The organism is Bradyrhizobium sp. SBR1B (genome assembly GCF_014198205.1).
In the GTDB taxonomy this organism is placed as follows: domain Bacteria; phylum Pseudomonadota; class Alphaproteobacteria; order Rhizobiales; family Xanthobacteraceae; genus Bradyrhizobium.
Genome location: NZ_JACIHC010000011.1, coordinates 38,780 through 55,990 on the forward strand (window position 1 = coordinate 38,780; position 17,211 = coordinate 55,990).

A 17,211-nucleotide genomic window follows, 5' to 3' on the forward strand; every position below is an offset into this window, starting at 1 on the left:
ACATCAATGAAGGTTGCCGTCATCGGAGGGACAGGACTATTGGGATCCGCGATCGTGGCTGACCTGTCCTCGCGCGGCCATTCAATTGTGTCTATGAGTAGAAACGTGGATTTTGGGAGTCCGAGTACTATCTCGGTCGACCTTAACCAGGCGACGTCTCCGTCCTATTGGCTGCCCCATCTTGATGGCGTAGAGGCCGTAGTGAATTGCGCCGGGGTACTCCAGGATAGCCCAAAAGATTCCACGTCAATGGTCCATCATCAGGGCATTGCGACCCTTTTTTCCGCCTGCGAGCAACTCAAAATCCGCCGCGTCATCCATTTCTCCGCAATCGGGGTAGACCGGCAAACTCCCAGCGCGTTTTCAGAAACGAAATTATCTGGCGACAAGGCTCTGATGGCGCGTGACCTCGACTGGATCATCTTGCGTCCGTCCGTCGTGATCGGTCGGGCGGCCTATGGGGCCAGCGCGCTCGTGCGAGGCTTGGCGGCCCTGCCGGCTCTGGCGGTGATGCCGAACACGGGACAGCTCCAGATCGTCCTGCTCGAGGACGTCGTGAAAACCGTGCAGCATTTTCTAGAGCCCGGTGCGCCCACACGGACAATTGTCGAACTGGTCGGCCCGCATCGCCATTCTTTCCCCGAAGTCATTGCGCTGATCCGCCGTTGGTACCGTTGGCCTCGGGCGCGCGAGATCCGCTTGCCCAACTTTGCTTCGAGCGTGATGTACAAATTCGGTGACATGATTTCGCTGTTGGGCTGGCGGCCTCCCGTACGGAGCACTGCCGAGCGGGAGATCAAGCGAGGCGCGGTCGGCGATCTTAAAGACATGCGGCGGCTTGGGCTGCATCCAAAAGGGCTTCCGGAGTTCTTGGCCTCCGAACCAGCTTCAGTGCAGGAACGCTGGTTTGCGCGCATGTACTTGCTTAAACCAGCGATATTTATCGTGTTGTCTCTATTCTGGATCTCGACCGCCTTTGTCTCGCTGGGGCCGGGCTGGGGCTACGGTATGGGCCTCATGGGCGAGGGCGGTGTCGAAGGAACGAGTGCGGCGCTCACGGTGGTCGCCGGCGCTTTGTCCGACCTGGTGATTGGACTCGCGATTGCCTATCGACCAACAACCCGGTACGGACTCTATGCGGCCATCGCGATCTCCTTCACTTACGCGGTCATCGGGACCATACTTGTGCCTCGCCTATGGGCCGACCCTCTAGGGCCGATGCTAAAAATTTGGCCGATTATCGTCCTGCATTTCGTAGCGCTAGCTGTTCTTGAAGATCGATGATGCTATACTTCGTTCTTAAGTACTTACATATCGTCGGCGCCGCTGTCTTGCTTGGCACAGGATCCGGCATTGCATTCTTCATGCTTGCAGCTCACCTCGGCGGAAAGCCCTCCGTCATCGCGGGCGTCGCCCGAATTGTTGTGATTGCGGATTTTATCTTCACGGCCACTGCCGTCGTTGCACAGCCCATCACAGGCTCGCTGCTTGTGCTGCACGTCGGCTACTCCTTCTGGGAAGGATGGATCGTTTGGTCGATCGTGCTGTATCTCATCACGGGGGCACTATGGCTGCCCGTTGTTTGGATGCAAATGCGCCTTAGGGACATTGCTTCAATCGCAGCGGCAAAAGGCTCGCCTTTGCCGCCTGAATATCACCGAATTTTTTGGCTGTGGTTCGCCTTCGGCATTCCAGCGTTCACTGCCATAGCCGCTATACTCTGGCTGATGATAGCCAAACCCCAACCTGCGGTTTTTTGAAAGATGGGAGCAATTGCCGAGCTAGACTCAGGATTTGAGTTGCCTAGGCGATACTATGCCAACTTGCTGCAGCCGCCGAGACAACGCGCAGACCTGGCGAACTGGGGCATCACGACCATAGGGCCGCCCGACAACACGGCTGCCGACGAGGGACTCACCCGGTTTCTTCTCGACATTCGCCAGCTTCTTGATCGCGAGGAATAGAGCCGCGACGCGCGGCAGCGGGCCAGCCTGTTGATCGCAAAGCCTATCGATGGGAGGGGAGGCGGTAGGAACCTACGCGGCCGCGAAGGCTGGCACCTCACCAAGGGGTCGGTCGGGGTACAGGATGAGCGAGGCGCCGAACTGTGCGACACCCCTCTCGAACCAGCCCCAATGCGAAGATGACCTTTGCCTTCGGAAGGTAACGGTTACCCAACCCAAAGCTCCTAGCTCGAAAGCGGACGATGATTGATGTCATTGCTTTTAAAATGCTCTTGCTCACTTAAATTGGTCCATGCTGGATTGGACCGGTCCACGAGCGCAGAAACTCGAATTTTCAACGCGCTGTGCTCCAGATTGCCCAATTTGAGCAGCCGGCCGTGCTACACTTTCTTAGCGGGAGGCGCCGACTGAGTTCCGAATCGGCTCCGGCCTCTTCCGAGCCAATCCTGCAACGAACCTTCTAGGGTCATTGATCCGTTTAGGGCAGCAAACACGGCACTGCTGATCGCCTGCTGCTGTCGGCGCAGATGGTCCTCGAGAAGCTTGTGCCGCGTGATGTAGCCTGCGTTTACGCCGGGAATCGCATGGTTCATCAGGAGCTTGGCGTCGACTTCCGAGACGCCGGCCGACGTCGCAATCGTGCGGAAGGTTTGGCGAAGGTCGTTTCCCCATTTCGATAGCACTGCCCGGTCCTCTTTTGTCTCGGCCAAATGTCCCGACGCGCTGTCGGCCGGAAACACCCACTTTTGCGCTTGCACAGGATACATATGTCTGCCGAAACGGGTTGTTCGGACGAGACAAAGGACCATCTGTCGCGACAACGGAATATCGAAAGCCTTCCTCTTACCGCCTTTTGGCTTGGGAATGTGGAGCGTGCGGCGCCGAAAATCGATGTGCTCCAGCTTGGCTTCCTGGAGCGCAGCAGGCCTTGAACCGGAAAGAAGAGTGAAGAGGTGGAACTCTCTGCGGACCGGGTTGTCGAGGGTGGCGAGCTGCGCAAACCAGCCCTTCAGGTCGGCCGATCCCATCCCGGTGTTGCGGCGCTCCTCCTCATTCCAGTCGACCGCATCGGCCGGGTTATCTGACGGCAAGGACCTGTTCGTCTTCCGTGCATGATTGTAGATGGCTCGCAGGGTTCTCATGCTGCCATTGGCCATGTACGGCCCGTTTTCCTTTGTAACTTGGTCGTGCTTCTTGGCCACACGAGCAGGATCCGTTGCAAGCTCATGGAGAGGATTATCGAGCCACTCCGCAAAAATGCGTTCGACGTGATCGCGGTAGCCTTCGATGGTCTTTTCGCTGCGGCTCTTCCGGATCAGATGGGCATCTAGATACCGTTCCCAGGCTTGCCTGAGAGTGATGCTCGAGACCGTCCTACCAATTGCCGTCGCCGGAACGGGATGCGCTCCTTCGGCTTGTTTATCGTCCTTTGGGTGCCGTCCGCGGCTAATCTGGGCCAAGTACTCCTTGGCAGTGGCGCGCGCAGCGCGGGTCGACATCTCACTAGAATCACCAATGGAAACCCTAATGGATGAAGCCCGTTTGCCACCGCGCCTCAGGTCACCTTGGACGGTAAAGGTCCTCCTTCGCTTTCCAATGACCACGAAGAAGCCCTTCAATTCTGTATCACGCGCCAGGTACCAGCCTTCCTTCGGAGTGGGCAATTGAGCGATTGTCTTGTCGGTGAGAGAGAGTCGAATATCGGTCATGACGAGAGTCCACGGTCGCCAAAACGGTTTTCAAACGGTGTTGGCGGAATGAGCAGTTGGAAGGGCTGAGTTCGACGGAACGCGAAGCTATGCGAGAAACACCTATGAACAAAGGGGTTCTCGAAGACTCGTCGTGGGGCGGCGTGCGTTTAGAAACTCCAGCGAAGGGATGGTCTTGAACTCTTAATCAGCGGGTCCCAGGTTCGAGCCCTGGTGCGCCCACCATTTCAATGCATTAGCCAGCAAGACCGTTTGAGCATTTGATTTTTCAAACGGTCTTTCAACCAACGGCGGCCAGCGCGATAAAGAGGTGCATCGCGCGATACCTCAGCAGTTCGTTGTGTAAGTGAGGCCCGACTGGCCACTAGCGGATGACGAGCCACGTGTGGCGTTACGGGTTGTCCAATATGGATTGGAACGAGAGTTCAGGTTCTTCAGATAGTTAAAGGGTGGCGTGTGCACGACGGGGGCACCGCGAGATCAAGAAAAATCCATTGAAGGCTAGCGTCGGGGTCGTCCTTGGACGTGGATTGATCTCCGGAGGAGTGTGACGGCAGCGACAGCGAATCCCTCGGGACATCGCGGGCCGTATGTACATGACCGGATAGCAAGGTCCGTCGTCTCTCGCGAAAGTTGCGCGCTCGATCCTGACGGCGGCGGCCTGGTTATTGGAATTGAGCAACACGATCGTGAATCGTAGGTTCGGCTCCCACTCTCTTCGCCAATTGCGCGACTGTATACGCCAAATTACGATTTCGTGCGCTTGGGTCCGCTTCGCGAGCGACTCGTCCCTCTGCTGGTCGCCCTAGCCACGGCCCGTCTCGGTAGGGTCGCGATCGGCACCGTTGGTACCAGTTCTCACGGAGCTTCGCTTGATAGCCTCAGCTCAACGCGTGACCGGCTAGCCCGTACACCCACGGCTCATTTTCCTTTCTGTTCAGGAATCGCCGGCCCTTAGACATCGTTGTGACGGTGTCGGTCATTCCGAGGCGGCTCTGTTGAAGGAAGTCGGCAAACAGACCCGTCTGCTCCCGCGTATCGACGCGGACGAATTGTCCGGCGAGATCCCTAAGATGCACAGCGGTGAGATGGATCGCGTCACAATCGTTGCTGGCAACGATCGGGCCGATCACATGACCGCGGCCGAATTCGCGCTTCATGGAATAACCGACGGTCTCTCCGCCGCGGCGCAGGACGGAGATTGACGCACCTTCAGAAAGCAATGCGAGCAGCTTCTGCCGGTTAGTTCCGAACGCGCGTTCATCCAGTGCCGCGATCTCTCCGATGTTCGCCGTGGACAGCGAACTCAATTCACCGGCCAGAGCCGGCACCGGCGGAGGTGGTGAGACGATCTCTCCTTGCCACAGATATACGGTGGCTTCCTTCGTGAACCCCAGCGACAGATACAGATGATAGGCGGCATGGGTTGAGTTGAGGGTCAAATTCCGGTCGCCACACCGCTCGAAGACCTGCTCCATGAGCCAGCGACCAGTACCTTGTGCCTGGGTTCGGGGCGATGTGATCACCAGGCCAATCGTTGCGAATTCCTGGCTATAAGGGAACCACATCGCGCTGCCGAAAACGCGGTCTATGCCATCAACGGCGACGATGCCGTGGCCGGCGCGGCGCAGGAAATCCCAGTCCTTGGGGCGATGCGGCCAGCCGACACCGATCGAAAGCGCGTGAAGCAGCTTCACATCAACGTCGTTGATGTCCTTGGCCACCAGTTCAAAGGACTTCACGCGTACCGTTCGTCCCATTCAGCTCATCCATTCCTTCGCGGGGCTCAAAGCCTGCGGCTATCCCCCGCCGGCCTTCTGCTGCGTGCCGCACAAGCCCTCTTTTGCAGCAGCATAGCGCGGAAGGCCAGCAGGTGTCGCCTGTTTGGCGGGCGGTACTCGAAATGTTTCGCCGCCAGTGCAGCTCGATTCAGCAGGGAAAGCTACTGGTTGCGGCCTATCGATATCCGGCAACAGCAGGCAGGGTGACCCCAGTGAACGTTGAAGGCTTCGCTGGAGGGCTCGCCGCCTTTCCAGCCCTCGGTGGCCGGCCATGCCGGTCTCAACGCGCCGCATCCCGGGCGAGGACCTGAGAGGACCACGTCGATGGCGTTCCTTTTCAATTCCGATGCTGCTCGGGCGGCTATATTCCGGCAGGCCTTTGCGCGCGAGCTCCCTGATCTCGAATTCTATCATTCCAGCGAATGCTTCGAGCCGGAAAAGGTACGGTACCTGATAACCTGGAACGCGCCCGACGATCTCTCGCGTTTTCGAAATCTGGAAATGCTCTTTTCCACCGGTGCGGGGGTCGATCAATTCAAGCCGGAGACCCTACCTGGCCACGTCAAGCTCGTGCGCATGATCGAGGATGGCATCATACGCATGATGCAGGAGTACGTCGTGCTTGGGGTGCTGACACTCCATCGCGAGATGCTTGCCTATCGGGAGCAGCAGGGAAGAGGCCTATGGCAGGCTCTTGCAACGCCCCAGGCGGCCGATCGGCGCGTCGGCTTTCTGGGCCTCGGCATGTTGGCGCAAGCTGCGATTGATCGCCTCAAGCCGTTTCGATTTCCGCTTGCCGCGTGGAGCCGCAGCAACAAGACGATCGAGGGTGTCACCTGCTTCCACGGCGAAGATCAGCTTGGCAGCTTCCTGAAAGGTGCGGACATTCTCGTCTGTCTTCTGCCCTTGACGGAGCAAACAAGCGGCGTCCTGAGCGCACAGCTGTTCTCTCTCGTGCCGGCGGGAGCAAGACTGCTCCATGTCGGCCGCGGCCCGCAGCTTGACCAGGGTGCACTCATCGAGGCGCTCGACAGCGGGCACCTTGCGGCCGCCATGCTTGACGTCACCGATCCCGAGCCATTGCCAGAGAACCATCCACTCTGGTCCCATCCGAAGGTGATCATCACGCCGCATATCGCGTCCGTGACGCAACCGCATACGGCAGCACAATCCGTCATAGAGAACATCCGGCGCCACCGCGCTGGACGAAATCCGATCGGCCTCGTCGATCGAGCGCTCGGTTACTAACAGGAAAGATGCCATGTCACTTCTGATTGCCATCGACACCAATCCGGATTTTGTACCGAAGAAGGCCGTGCCGGATCCGGAACGGCTCATTTCGGGCAATCCGTCCTTCAAGACCTGGGCGCAGGACGCCTCGAAGGGTGAGAAAGTGCTGACGGGCGTCTGGGAGGCAACCCCCGGCGAGACCCATTCGATCAAGGGCACCACCTTCGAGTTCTGCCACATCATCTCGGGTCTTATCGAAATCGAGGAAAAGGGTGGCGAGACCAGGCGATTTCGGGCCGGCGACAGCTTTGTGATGAAGCCGGGCTTTGTCGGCGTCTGGCGCACGATCGAGACCGTGCGGAAGATCTATGTCTGTCACTATGACTGAGCACGATGCCTGACGGCGGCCACTAAGCGACGGCCAAACAATCGACTTTCGAGATCCCATCCGACCGGATTCAACGCCGTCAGACGCTTCCTTCTCGATGAAAAATGCGGCGCGCGGTGCTGTATGGCTCGGATGAGACGGCTTTGTCTCGCCAATCGCGTATCCGGAAGTGATGGCGGTTTGACCCCGAAGAGCAAGGGAACAAATACATGGTTGCATTGAAAGACAAGGATCTGTTTCGCCAGCAGGCACTGATCGGCGGCCACTGGCGCGACGCGAGTGCGAAGGCGACGGTTGATGTCATCGATCCTGCCAGCCAGCAAGTTCTTGGCACCATCCCCGATATGGGGTGCAAGGAGACCAGGGCTGCCATCCGCGCTGCGGCCGACGCGTTCAAGCATTGGAAGACCAAGGCCCATGCAGAGCGCGCCGCGCTGCTGGAGCGCTGGTATGAGCTGATGCGACACCATGAGCAGGATTTGGCTCTTCTGCTCACGCTGGAGCAGGGCAAGCCACTGGCGGAATCGCTCGGCGAAATCCGCTATGGGGCCTCCTTCGTCAAATGGTTTGCGGAAGAGGCGCGCCGGATCAACGGATCGACGATCCCGTCTCCCACGGTCGATCGCCGCATTCTGGTTTTGAAAGAGCCGGTCGGCGTCTGCGGGATCATCACGCCCTGGAATTTTCCCAACGCGATGATTACACGCAAGGTGGCGCCTGCGCTGGCCGCGGGCTGCACCGTCGTCATCAAGCCCTCTGAATTCACGCCGTTTTCGGGCCTCGCGATCGGTGTGCTGGCGGAGCGGGCAGGAATTCCACCTGGCGTGATCAACATCGTGACGGGTATGCCGGCGGACATTGGCCAGGAGCTGATGGCCAATGAGTCCGTCCGCAAGATCTCGTTCACGGGATCGACCCGCGTCGGCGCGCTGCTGATGAAAGGCGCCGCCGACAACATCAAGCGGCTCAGTCTCGAGCTCGGCGGCAACGCGCCGTTCATCGTCTTCGACGATGCCGATATCGACCGCGCCGTCGAGGGCGCAATTGCGTCGAAATTCCGCAATGGGGGCCAGACCTGCGTCTGCTGCAATCGCATTCTCGTCCAATCAGGCGTCTACGATGCGTTCGCAGAGAGGCTCGCCGGCAAGGTCGCGAAAATGAAGGTCGGCGCCGGCACCGAAGAGGGGGTCGCAATCGGGCCGATGATCAATGGCGCGGCGATTGAGAAGATCAGGCGGCACGTCACGGATGCCCTGGACAAGGGCGCAAAGATCATCTCGGAGAGTGAGGCAGTGCCGGAAGGTCGGCAATATGTCCGGCCTCTCGTGCTCGGCGGCGCGACGACCGAGATGCTCCTGGCGTCCGAAGAGACGTTCGGGCCGGTTGCACCGCTTTTCTGCTTCGAGACCGAGGAGGAGGCGATTGCGATCGCAAACGGTACGCCCTTCGGTCTTGCGGCGTATTTCTACACTGAAAACCTGAAGCGTTCCTGGCGTGTTGCCGAAGCACTGGAGTTCGGCATGGTCGGCCTGAACACCGGCCTGATCTCGACGGAGGTTGCGCCTTTCGGCGGTGTCAAACAGTCGGGCCTCGGACGCGAGGGATCTCAGCTCGGGATAGAAGAATATCTCGAGAGCAAGGCCCTTCATGTCGGCGGCCTGGATTGAGCGTCCATCGGATCTGAAACAAGAAAAGGGGGGGGTGAACCGCCCCCTTTTCCTTGACCAGCGCAGATCTTTATTGCTGAAGTGCCGCGAGCGATCCCGAAAGAACTGCGCTCAGGCGCTTTTACGAAGAGGCTCCAGGCCGACTGCGGCAGCCAAGCCGCCGATGCCAGAGACCTCGGTGTATTCATAGAAGGGGTTCGCCGGCTCGTGACCGCGGTTCACCCATACCTTGCTTTTGATACCCAGATCGTAGGCGGTCATCAGATCGTAGCGGAACGAGGAGGAGACGTGGGTGATATCTTCCGGGCCGCAGCCCAGCTTGTCGAGCATGTATTCGAAGCCCTTCATGTGTGGCTTGTAGGCGCCGGTTTCCTCGGCCGTGATGACCATGTGGAAGGGGGCGCCGAGCTTTTCGACGTTCGACATGATGAGGTTCTTCATGGAGTTCGACAGGATGACCAGCGGGATCTCTTTGGCAACCTTGGCCAGACCAGCCGGGACGTCGGCATGTGGACCCCACGTGTGGACCTCATCATTGATGCGCTGGGCATGCTCCGGCTGAAAGACGACACCATTGCGCTTGCAGGCGCGCTCCAGCGCGTTGTGCACCACCTCGAAATACGGCTTCCACGCGCCGAGAACCTCGTCCAGGCGATAGGCTGAAAAGTCCTTGATGAGCTTTGCCATCGCCGCGGCAGAAAGCTCCGAGCCATAGACACGGGTCGCGGCGCCGGCCATGTCGAAATTGGTCAGCGTGCCGTAGCAGTCGAAGGTGATGTATTTCGGTCTGAATGTCGCCATAGCTCCAATCCTTGCGATCTCGCACCGCTTGCCGGTACGACACGCACCATAGCGAGCAGCCGACGAGATAAAGCGCCGATGTCGCGGTGGTCGGGAGCAGATTGTGTCGTATCGCATCGGAGCCATGGCAGAGAGTTGCGCGACGACGGCTCTCCTTGTTTGGCCTCAATGCCGTCGCCCCACCATGCCGGCACAAGATGCCGCAATGGTGCCCAATCAAAGTCAAAACGCCCTCCGTCCATGTCCTACCTGGGAGCAAGTGCTGTCTTCGGCAGCTTATGTTGAGCCCAGACGCGACGGGCTGCTCGCACAATCATCGCGGCCGATCTGGAGGACGACATGCTGAGCAACTCGCTGATTGAACTCGATCGAGCGCATCTGATTCACCCGGTCTCGTCTTATCGAAGCCACGAGAGGACGGACGTCCGCGTGCTGAAGTCAGGCAAGGGCGCGACGCTGACCGATGTCTCGGGACGTCAATTGCTGGACGGCTTTGCGGGTCTGTGGTGCGTCAATGCCGGCTACGGACAGGATAGCATCGTTGAAGCGGCTACGCGGCAGCTGCAGGAGCTGCCTTATGCGACGGGCTATTTCGGTTTGGGCTCGGACCCGGCGATCCGGCTGGCGGCCAGGTTGGCTGAATTGGCGCCTGGCGATCTGAACCATGTCTACTTCACGCTGGGTGGCTCCGATGCTATCGACAGTACGATCCGGTTCATCAGGTACTACTATCATTCCAAAGGGCGGCCGCAGAAGGACCAGTTCATTTCCGTCGAGTCTGGCTACCATGGATCGTCGACGGCAGGGGCTGGCTTGACGGCGCTGCCCGCCTTTCATGCGGGCTTTGGAGTGCCATACAACTGGCAACACAAAATCCCCTCGCACTATGCTTATCGCAATCCTGTCGGTTCCCATCCCCAAGCTATCATTGCGGCGTCGGTCGCGGCCTTGCGGGCCAAGATCGCCGAGCTCGGCGCCGAACGCGTCGCGGCGTTCTATGTCGAGCCGATACAGGGATCAGGGGGCGTCCTCGTTCCGCCGCCGTCCTGGCTGAAGGCCATGCACGCTGTCTGCAAGGAGCACGATATTCTGTTCGTTGCCGATGAGGTCATCACCGGCTTTGGCCGTGTCGGTCCGCTCTTTGCCTGTGACGAGGATGACGTCGTGCCGGATCTCATGACTACGGCAAAGGGACTGACCTCGGGCTATGTGCCGATGGGGGCCGTTCTGATGTCCGATGGCGTCTACAACACCATTGCCGATGGTGCCGGCAAGGCGGCCGTCGGCCACGGCTACACCTATTCCGCTCATCCCGTCAGCGCAGCCGTTGGGCTCGCGTGCCTTGATCTCTATGAAAACGGCTTGTTGGAAAACGGCCGGAAGGCCGGGCACCGGCTGATGGAAGGTCTTCGCGCGCTTGCCGATCATCCACTTGTCGGCGATGTCCGCGGTCGCGGCATGCTGGCTGCAATCGAGCTCGTGACTGGCAAGGAGCTCAAGACGCCTCTGCCGGCGGAAGCCGACGCGGCGCGCCGTATCTTCGACCGCGCATGGGACAATGGTCTCGTGATCCGCGCCTTCGCGCAAGGCGTGCTGGGCTACGCGCCGCCGCTGTGCTGCACCGATGACGACATCGACGGCATTATTGAGCGGACAAAGATTACGCTCGACCAGACGCTCGAAGACAAGGACGTCCGCGCGGCGATGAAGGGATGATCACCGCGCTGCCGGTCGGAGATTGTTCTTAGCTATTGAAGATGCTTTCGAGCGGCAGATGGGATTTCACGATCGGGGACTTCAGCACGACGAAACTGAAGTACTTGTCGATACCGATATCCATCTCGACCAGGCGTTCCATGACCGCCTGGTATTCGCTGATTCCCGCGGTGATGAACTTGACGAGATAGTCGTACCCGCCCGAAACCAGATGGCATTCGACGACCGAATCGATCTTTTCGATCGTCGTGAGAAAGCGAGCGAAATCGATCTGCCGGTGATTCTTCAAGGTGATTTCAGCGAAGACCGTCAGAGTTTGTCCGAGCTTGGCAACATCGATCTGGGCGGAATAGCCGGTGATGAAGCCCTCAGACTGGAGCCTCTTGACGCGCATCAGGCACGGGCTCGGCGAAAGGTTTATCAACTCCGCGAGCTCGACGTTGGAAATCCGCCCGTTCTTCTGCAGTTCGCATAAAATCCTGATGTCGATCTTATCGAGCTTCATAGCAATGCCATCAGATGGGGCCGACAAGGGCGTCAAGGCTTTGAGTCTTCAGCGTCATATGCATCTTCATAGCATCAACCAGCAGCTTTTCCCAAAGAGGCGGAAACTGCAATTCAGAACTCGCTGACCTTGCCCCAGGCGCTCATTTTCAGCCGCTCCGGCCTGTAGGGACGCGGGTCGATGATCGGTGCCCGACCGGTGATGATGTCGGCGATCATGTGCCCGGTGCCGGGCCCAATCCCGAAGCCGTGCCCACTGAACCCCGCCGCAAGGATGAAGCCTGGAATGGATTCAACTTCGCCGATTGCCGGAATGCCGTCCGGTGTGCTGTCGATGTAGCCGGCCCAGACGTTTGAGATGGCGAGGTGCCGCAGCTCGGGGACCAGCTTGCACGCGCGTCGATGCGTCAGCCGAATCTGCCCCATGTCGGGGCGGGGGTTGAGCGTTCGGTTCAGCTCCATCGGGGTCACCTCGTCGAGCCTCCATTTCGCCAGGGATTCGTGGCCTTGCCGCATGCCCTCGAAGGCGCCGGGGCTGAGGCTTCGCCAGCGGCGGGCGAACATGGGGAGGAATTCGCGGCCGAACCTGACCTGCTGCGGCGTCGGATCTAGTCGCGCGCGCCCGCTGATGGCCAGCGTGTATCCGCCATCGCCGCGGCGCGTGGCCGACACCAGCCCTGCGTAAAGGGCATCAGGCAGGTCGGCCGCGCCCGGGGCCAGGGCGAGAATCGAAGAGCACACGGATGCCTGCGGGAAGCGAATTCCGAGCTGGTTGCAGAACGAAGATGCCCATGCGCCTCCTGCCATGACCACCGTCTTCGTCCGGATCGTGCCCGCCTCGGTCACCACGCCGTTGACCCGGCCGGCACTGAGCTCGATGCCGCGCGCGGCGCAGAGCTGGTGCACCGTGCCGCCCGCCGCCATGATCGCACGCGCGGCGATGGGGACGGCCTTTGAAGTGTCCGCCGTCCCGTCTGTCGGCGAGAAGACGCCGCCTCTCCATTTGCGGCCCGTCGCCTTGCCGCGCTCGTTCGCTTCTTCCGCACTCAACATGTGCGTCGTGACGCCCACCGTCCTGGCGAAGTCTCGCCACTTCGCCCAGCCCGCCAGCTCATTTTCGTCGTTCGACAAATACAAAAGCCCGCAGCGGCGAAAACCCGTATCTTCACCGGTCTCTCCGGCAACTCTGTCCCAGAGATCGAGGCTCTTGGTTGCAATCGGGAGCTCGCGCGCGTCGCGGTTCTGCTGACGGCACCATCCCCAGTTGCGGCTGGACTGCTCGGCGGCGATGCGGCCCTTCTCGAGCAAGGCAACCTTGAGCCCGCGCCGGGCGAGATAGTAGCTTGTGAACACGCCCACCACGCCGCCGCCGATGACGACGACGTCCGCCTCACGAGGCAGGGATGGACTGGATTCGATATGCAGGAGCGGCGCGCTCATCCGACAGGGATCTCCGGTGGTTGCGTAGCGTAACCGGGGAATTGCGGCAGGCCCCGCGGACTTTGGCCATGAGACCGAATATCCTGCGGTTTACTGCCTTTGACACAGGCTATTATTGCGAAAATACTTTGCTTGGGTCGCAGCTTGCAGGCGGCGAGACTGATGCACGTGCTCCTGCGATCCGTCGCGCGCCGCCGCGGCAGGGCTGGCGGCGCAGACTGAAATGCCAAATCGGACTTCGTTTTCAGAAGTTCCTGCTGCTTCGATGCCGGCTTTCGGCGACTCCAGGGTGATTCAAATCGTCAAGATCGGCAGAACGGATCGAAGGATCGAAGTCCATAGAGGCAACCCGCATGAGCCTTGTCGAGGAGCAGATCTTGGCAGAAGCGATCAAGCTATGAGCTCGGCACCATCCATGCTTCGCTTCGATCGAACTGACCTGTTCGGTCGGCGCCGCACTGCGAAGAAGAGTTCTTGCCTCTTGCGCGGGAAGGCCTGAATCATGTCGCAGCCTCCAATGGAGGAATGGCACGTCGAACGTCAAATCGTCGACCTGTCGAAGAAGCGTGGCAAGGCAAAGAACCGAAAGCGCGGCTCGCAGCAGGATGGCCGAACGAAGCTAAAAAGGGAGGATGTTCCGATGGCCTCTGGCGAGCCGGCTGCAGCCCCCGCCGATGTCGCGCTCTCCGTGCGGGAGCTGAGCGTAAGTCTGCCGCAAGGAATGGAGCGGGCCTACGCCATCGAAAACGTCTCCTTTGATCTGAAGCGCGGACAAATTCTCTGCATCATCGGGGAATCTGGATCGGGCAAGTCGGTCACCGCCAATGCGATCATGGGGCTTCTGCCGAAGGTGATCAGGGTCACCTCGGGGGCGATCCACCTGAATGGGACGAACATCGTAGGCCTCGCACCAGAAAAGCTCCGCAGTCTGCGCGGCCGAGTCGTCTCGATGATCTTTCAAGATCCTCTCTCGGCGCTCAACCCGCTGATGACCGTGGGCGCGCAGATCGAGGAGGTGATGGCCGCGCACGACGTTGGTACGCCGGCCTCGCGCCGCAGCCGGGCCATAGACTTGTTGATTGAAGTGGGTCTGCCTGATCCGCAGCTCATGTATCACCAATATCCCTTCCGGCTTTCGGGCGGGCAGCGGCAGCGGGTCATGATCGCCATGGCTCTGGCTCTCGAACCTGCGATTCTGATCGCGGACGAGCCGACCACCGCACTCGACGTAACGACCCAGGCGCAGATCCTGCAACTGATCCGCGACATTCAGCGCCGCAAGGGAATGAGCGTCATGTTCATCACCCATGATTTCGGCGTCGTCGCGGAGATTGCCGACCACGTTGTGGTTATGGAGAAGGGTCATTGCGTGGAGCAGGGCAGTGCCGCGCAGGTGCTGAAGTCGCCCAGTCATCTCTATACGCGCCGCCTGATCGCAGCCGTGCCCCGCCTGACCGGCAAGGATCGCGTTCCCTCGGAAGCTGGGGAGCGAGCGTCGATCCTGAAGGTCGAATGCCTGGCAAAGACTTATCGCAGCGGCAGCGCGCTTTTCCGTACGCAGCGCATCGTGCCTGCGGTCAATGGGGTCAGCTTCGACCTCACGTCGGGTCGCACGCTCGGCGTCGTCGGGGAAAGCGGTTCCGGCAAGTCGTCGCTCGGTCGGCTGCTGATCAAGCTCATGGAGTGCGACGGCGGCTCGATTCTGTTCGAAGGCCGCGACATTGCCGGCCTCTCCGAAGCCGAGTTTCGGCCGCTACGGCCGAACATCCAGATGATCTTTCAGGATCCTTTCGCATCTCTCAATCCGCGATCGACGGTCGGGCAAATTCTCACTGTCGGCCCGGTCGCGCATGGCATGCCTTATGACAAAGCTTGCGAGCGCGCGCGGGAGCTTCTGTCCCATGTCGGCCTGGATGCAGGCGCCTTTGAGCGCTATCCGCACGAGTTCTCCGGCGGGCAGCGCCAGCGCGTCGGCATCGCGCGGGCGCTGATGTTCAAACCAAGATTGCTGATCGCCGACGAAGCGGTCTCAGCACTAGACGTATCGATCCAGGCCCAGATCTTGAAGCTGCTCGACCAGATCCAGCGTGAGACCGGCGTCTCGATGATCTTCATCACGCATGATCTGCGCGTCGCAAGCCAAATTTGCGATGAAATCGCCGTCATGCATCGAGGACAAATCGTGGAACGCGGACCGCCGTCCCAGATATTCCTCGATCCGAAATCCACCTACACGCGAGAACTGGTGGCAGCAATCCCGGGCGAGCAACCCGGGAGCATGCCCGAACATGCAGATTATAGCGGACAGCACAACGGAGGAGCGACGTTATGACCAAGCATTCTGCGACGACATCGAACTACTCGCGGCGCGATGCTCTGCGCATGGTGGCCGTCGGCGGAGCAGTCGGCATCTTCGCGCCAAACCTGTTGGGCAAGCCTGCGTTCGCTCGCGCTTCGGCAAAGCCAAGTGGCCGCGTGATCGTCGGGCTTGGGCAAGAGCCCACCGTCTTCAATCCGCTGATGGTACACATTGAAGTCGATGATGGCGTGCACTTCTCGGTCTTCGACGCGCTGTTCCGCATCGATCCTCAAGGCGTTATTCAGCCCAACCTGGCCGTGGAAGTGCCGAACCAGAAGAATGGCGGTATTTCGGAAGACGGTCTCAAATGGCGTATTCGTTTGCGCGACGATGTCCGCTGGCACGACGGCAAACCGTTCAGCGCCGAGGACGTGAAGTTCACGCTCGAGCTGATTACGAATCCGAACTTCCGGAGTTGGCGCACGGCCGGCCATGCTCTCGTGCGCGACATCACGGTGGTCTCGCCGACGGAGATCACGTGGCGAATGGAGGAGGCCTTTGCGCCGTATCTGTCGTTCCTGACCGAAACATTCATCGTCCCCAAGCACATCCTCGAGAAAGAGGCCAATCCGAACAACGCCGCCTTCAACCAGGCACCGGTCGGAACCGGCGCCTTCAAGTGGAGCAAGAGGGTTGCTGGTGATCATCTCGAACTCGTTGCGAACACCGAATACTCCGGTGATGGCCCTCACATCGAGAGGCTGGTCTTCAAATACATTCCCGATCTCACGGTCCTCTACACCCAGTTCAAGAGCGGCGACATTGATCTCGTGGGCCAGCCTTACATCACGCCCGATCATTACGGGGAAGCCAAGACGCTGCCAAACCGTGTGGTGACGCTCGTCCCAAGGACCTCGTTCGAATCCTTCTATCTGAACCTCGAGCGCCCGCAGTTCAAGGAGCTTGCCGTTCGCGAGGCGCTCTACGCGGCGATTGACAAGGAGGCAATCATTCAGGGGCTCTATTACGGCGTGCCGACCCCGACAGAGACGTTCATGCCGCGGCAGTCCTTCTTCTTCAACGCCAATCTGCCCCTGCACAAATTTGATGTGAATCGCGCGGGCAAGATCCTCGACCAGGCCGGCTGGGCAAAGGGCGCGGACGGCATTCGCGCCAAGAACGGCGTTCGCCTGTCCTTTACCAATTCGACCACGTCGGGCGATCCCCTTCGTGAACAGGTGCAGCAGTTCCTGCAGCAGACGTTCGCGCAACTGGGGGTCGAGATGAAGATATCGAACCTGCCCGCCGCCGTGATGTGGGGCGATTTCTGGGTGCAATCGCAGTTCGATTCCGTGATCGTCGGCAGCTCGTATCTGATTGGCGCCGATCCGGACGTCACCAATCGCCTCCACTCGCGCTCGATCGCAGCGAAGGGCGGCCGCGGCTCGAACAATGCCCAATACGCAAATCCGGAGGTCGATGCCCTCCTTGACAAAGGCGCCCGCACCTTCGATCCCGAAGCGCGGCGCGCGATCTACTCTCGCGTACAGGAACTCGTGCGCCGCGATCTGCCTTTCCTGCCGTTGTATCAGAGCAACTCGGTCCAAGGTCTCAAGAAAGGGATCAATGGATTCGTGCCGAATGGCAACACGCGCACGGAGTCCTGGAACGCGCTCGCCTGGTATTGGGCGAGCTGATGTCTCGCCGGACGG

General features: G+C 59.9%; 13 protein-coding genes. 8 read left to right on the forward strand and 5 right to left on the reverse strand.

Annotated features, from left to right (window positions below; all coding sequences use genetic code 11):
- Nucleotides 1–6 precede the first annotated feature (6 nt).
- Nucleotides 7–1,284: an SDR family oxidoreductase gene (locus GGD61_RS24930; RefSeq protein WP_183231419.1), complete on the forward strand. Its 1,278-nt coding sequence runs from the start codon at nt 7–9 to the stop codon at nt 1,282–1,284.
- Complete coding sequence (locus GGD61_RS24935; RefSeq protein WP_183231505.1) at nt 1,284–1,760, forward strand: DUF2269 domain-containing protein; 477 nt, start codon at nt 1,284–1,286, stop codon at nt 1,758–1,760. The genes GGD61_RS24930 and GGD61_RS24935 overlap by 1 nt, the downstream gene beginning before the upstream one ends.
- Before the next feature lie 584 nt (nt 1,761–2,344).
- On the opposite strand, the gene GGD61_RS24940 is transcribed toward GGD61_RS24935, so the two are convergent.
- Together GGD61_RS24940 and GGD61_RS24945 are read right to left on the reverse strand one after the other, a co-directional pair.
- A complete protein-coding gene (locus GGD61_RS24940) occupies nt 2,345–3,673 on the reverse strand; it encodes an integrase family protein (protein ID WP_183231420.1) in 1,329 nt (442 codons plus the stop codon).
- An 881-nt stretch (nt 3,674–4,554) separates the two neighbouring features.
- Nucleotides 4,555–5,433 carry a GNAT family N-acetyltransferase gene (locus tag GGD61_RS24945; RefSeq protein ID WP_183231421.1) on the reverse strand — a complete coding sequence of 293 codons (879 nt, stop codon included), beginning with the start codon at nt 5,431–5,433 and terminating at the stop codon, nt 4,555–4,557.
- A gap of 345 nt (nt 5,434–5,778) precedes the next feature.
- Between GGD61_RS24945 and GGD61_RS24950 the strand changes: the two genes are divergently transcribed.
- The 3 genes from GGD61_RS24950 (at nt 5,779) to GGD61_RS24960 (ending at nt 8,739) form a co-directional block, all read left to right on the forward strand.
- Entirely contained in the window at nt 5,779–6,702 is a 924-nt protein-coding gene (locus tag GGD61_RS24950) for a glyoxylate/hydroxypyruvate reductase A (RefSeq protein ID WP_183231422.1), read from the forward strand.
- 13 nt (nt 6,703–6,715) lie between these two features.
- The gene (locus GGD61_RS24955; RefSeq protein ID WP_183231423.1) at nt 6,716–7,072 is read left to right on the forward strand and encodes a cupin domain-containing protein; all 357 of its coding nucleotides are present in this window, start codon (nt 6,716–6,718) and stop codon (nt 7,070–7,072) included.
- A 209-nt stretch (nt 7,073–7,281) separates the two neighbouring features.
- A complete protein-coding gene (locus tag GGD61_RS24960; RefSeq protein WP_183231424.1) occupies nt 7,282–8,739 on the forward strand; it encodes an NAD-dependent succinate-semialdehyde dehydrogenase in 1,458 nt (485 codons plus the stop codon).
- 111 nt (nt 8,740–8,850) lie between these two features.
- Here the strand turns inward: GGD61_RS24960 and GGD61_RS24965 are convergent, their stop codons facing one another.
- Complete coding sequence (locus GGD61_RS24965) at nt 8,851–9,540, reverse strand: haloacid dehalogenase type II (protein ID WP_183231425.1); 690 nt, start codon at nt 9,538–9,540, stop codon at nt 8,851–8,853.
- Between the two features lie 339 nt (nt 9,541–9,879).
- On the opposite strand from GGD61_RS24965, the gene GGD61_RS24970 reads away from it, so the two are divergent.
- A complete protein-coding gene (locus tag GGD61_RS24970) occupies nt 9,880–11,256 on the forward strand; it encodes an aspartate aminotransferase family protein (protein ID WP_183231426.1) in 1,377 nt (458 codons plus the stop codon).
- A gap of 28 nt (nt 11,257–11,284) precedes the next feature.
- On the opposite strand, the gene GGD61_RS24975 is transcribed toward GGD61_RS24970, so the two are convergent.
- Nucleotides 11,285–11,761, reverse strand: a complete 477-nt coding sequence (locus GGD61_RS24975; protein WP_071911192.1) for an Lrp/AsnC family transcriptional regulator — start codon at nt 11,759–11,761, stop codon at nt 11,285–11,287.
- A 113-nt stretch (nt 11,762–11,874) separates the two neighbouring features.
- Nucleotides 11,875–13,200 (reverse strand): FAD-binding oxidoreductase, encoded by a 1,326-nt coding sequence (locus GGD61_RS24980; RefSeq protein WP_183231427.1) that lies wholly within the window; start codon nt 13,198–13,200, stop codon nt 11,875–11,877.
- A gap of 640 nt (nt 13,201–13,840) precedes the next feature.
- On the opposite strand from GGD61_RS24980, the gene GGD61_RS24985 reads away from it, so the two are divergent.
- Nucleotides 13,841–15,532: an ABC transporter ATP-binding protein gene (locus GGD61_RS24985; protein ID WP_183231506.1), complete on the forward strand. Its 1,692-nt coding sequence runs from the start codon at nt 13,841–13,843 to the stop codon at nt 15,530–15,532.
- Nucleotides 15,529–17,196 (forward strand): peptide ABC transporter substrate-binding protein, encoded by a 1,668-nt coding sequence (locus tag GGD61_RS24990; protein WP_183231428.1) that lies wholly within the window; start codon nt 15,529–15,531, stop codon nt 17,194–17,196. The genes GGD61_RS24985 and GGD61_RS24990 overlap by 4 nt, the downstream gene beginning before the upstream one ends.
- Nucleotides 17,197–17,211 lie beyond the last annotated feature (15 nt).

Coding starts and splice junctions, on each gene's coding strand:
- GGD61_RS24965 (WP_183231425.1), bottom strand. CDS start 9,540: ATGGCGACATTCAGACCGAAATACATCACCTTCGACTGCTACGGCACG.
- GGD61_RS24940 (WP_183231420.1), bottom strand. CDS start 3,673: ATGACCGATATTCGACTCTCTCTCACCGACAAGACAATCGCTCAATTG.
- GGD61_RS24950 (WP_183231422.1), top strand. CDS start 5,779: ATGGCGTTCCTTTTCAATTCCGATGCTGCTCGGGCGGCTATATTCCGG.
- GGD61_RS24955 (WP_183231423.1), top strand. CDS start 6,716: ATGTCACTTCTGATTGCCATCGACACCAATCCGGATTTTGTACCGAAG.
- GGD61_RS24975 (WP_071911192.1), bottom strand. CDS start 11,761: ATGAAGCTCGATAAGATCGACATCAGGATTTTATGCGAACTGCAGAAG.
- GGD61_RS24935 (WP_183231505.1), top strand. CDS start 1,284: ATGCTATACTTCGTTCTTAAGTACTTACATATCGTCGGCGCCGCTGTC.
- GGD61_RS24960 (WP_183231424.1), top strand. CDS start 7,282: ATGGTTGCATTGAAAGACAAGGATCTGTTTCGCCAGCAGGCACTGATC.
- GGD61_RS24980 (WP_183231427.1), bottom strand. CDS start 13,200: ATGAGCGCGCCGCTCCTGCATATCGAATCCAGTCCATCCCTGCCTCGT.
- GGD61_RS24985 (WP_183231506.1), top strand. CDS start 13,841: ATGGCCTCTGGCGAGCCGGCTGCAGCCCCCGCCGATGTCGCGCTCTCC.
- GGD61_RS24990 (WP_183231428.1), top strand. CDS start 15,529: ATGACCAAGCATTCTGCGACGACATCGAACTACTCGCGGCGCGATGCT.
- GGD61_RS24945 (WP_183231421.1), bottom strand. CDS start 5,433: ATGGGACGAACGGTACGCGTGAAGTCCTTTGAACTGGTGGCCAAGGAC.
- GGD61_RS24930 (WP_183231419.1), top strand. CDS start 7: ATGAAGGTTGCCGTCATCGGAGGGACAGGACTATTGGGATCCGCGATC.
- GGD61_RS24970 (WP_183231426.1), top strand. CDS start 9,880: ATGCTGAGCAACTCGCTGATTGAACTCGATCGAGCGCATCTGATTCAC.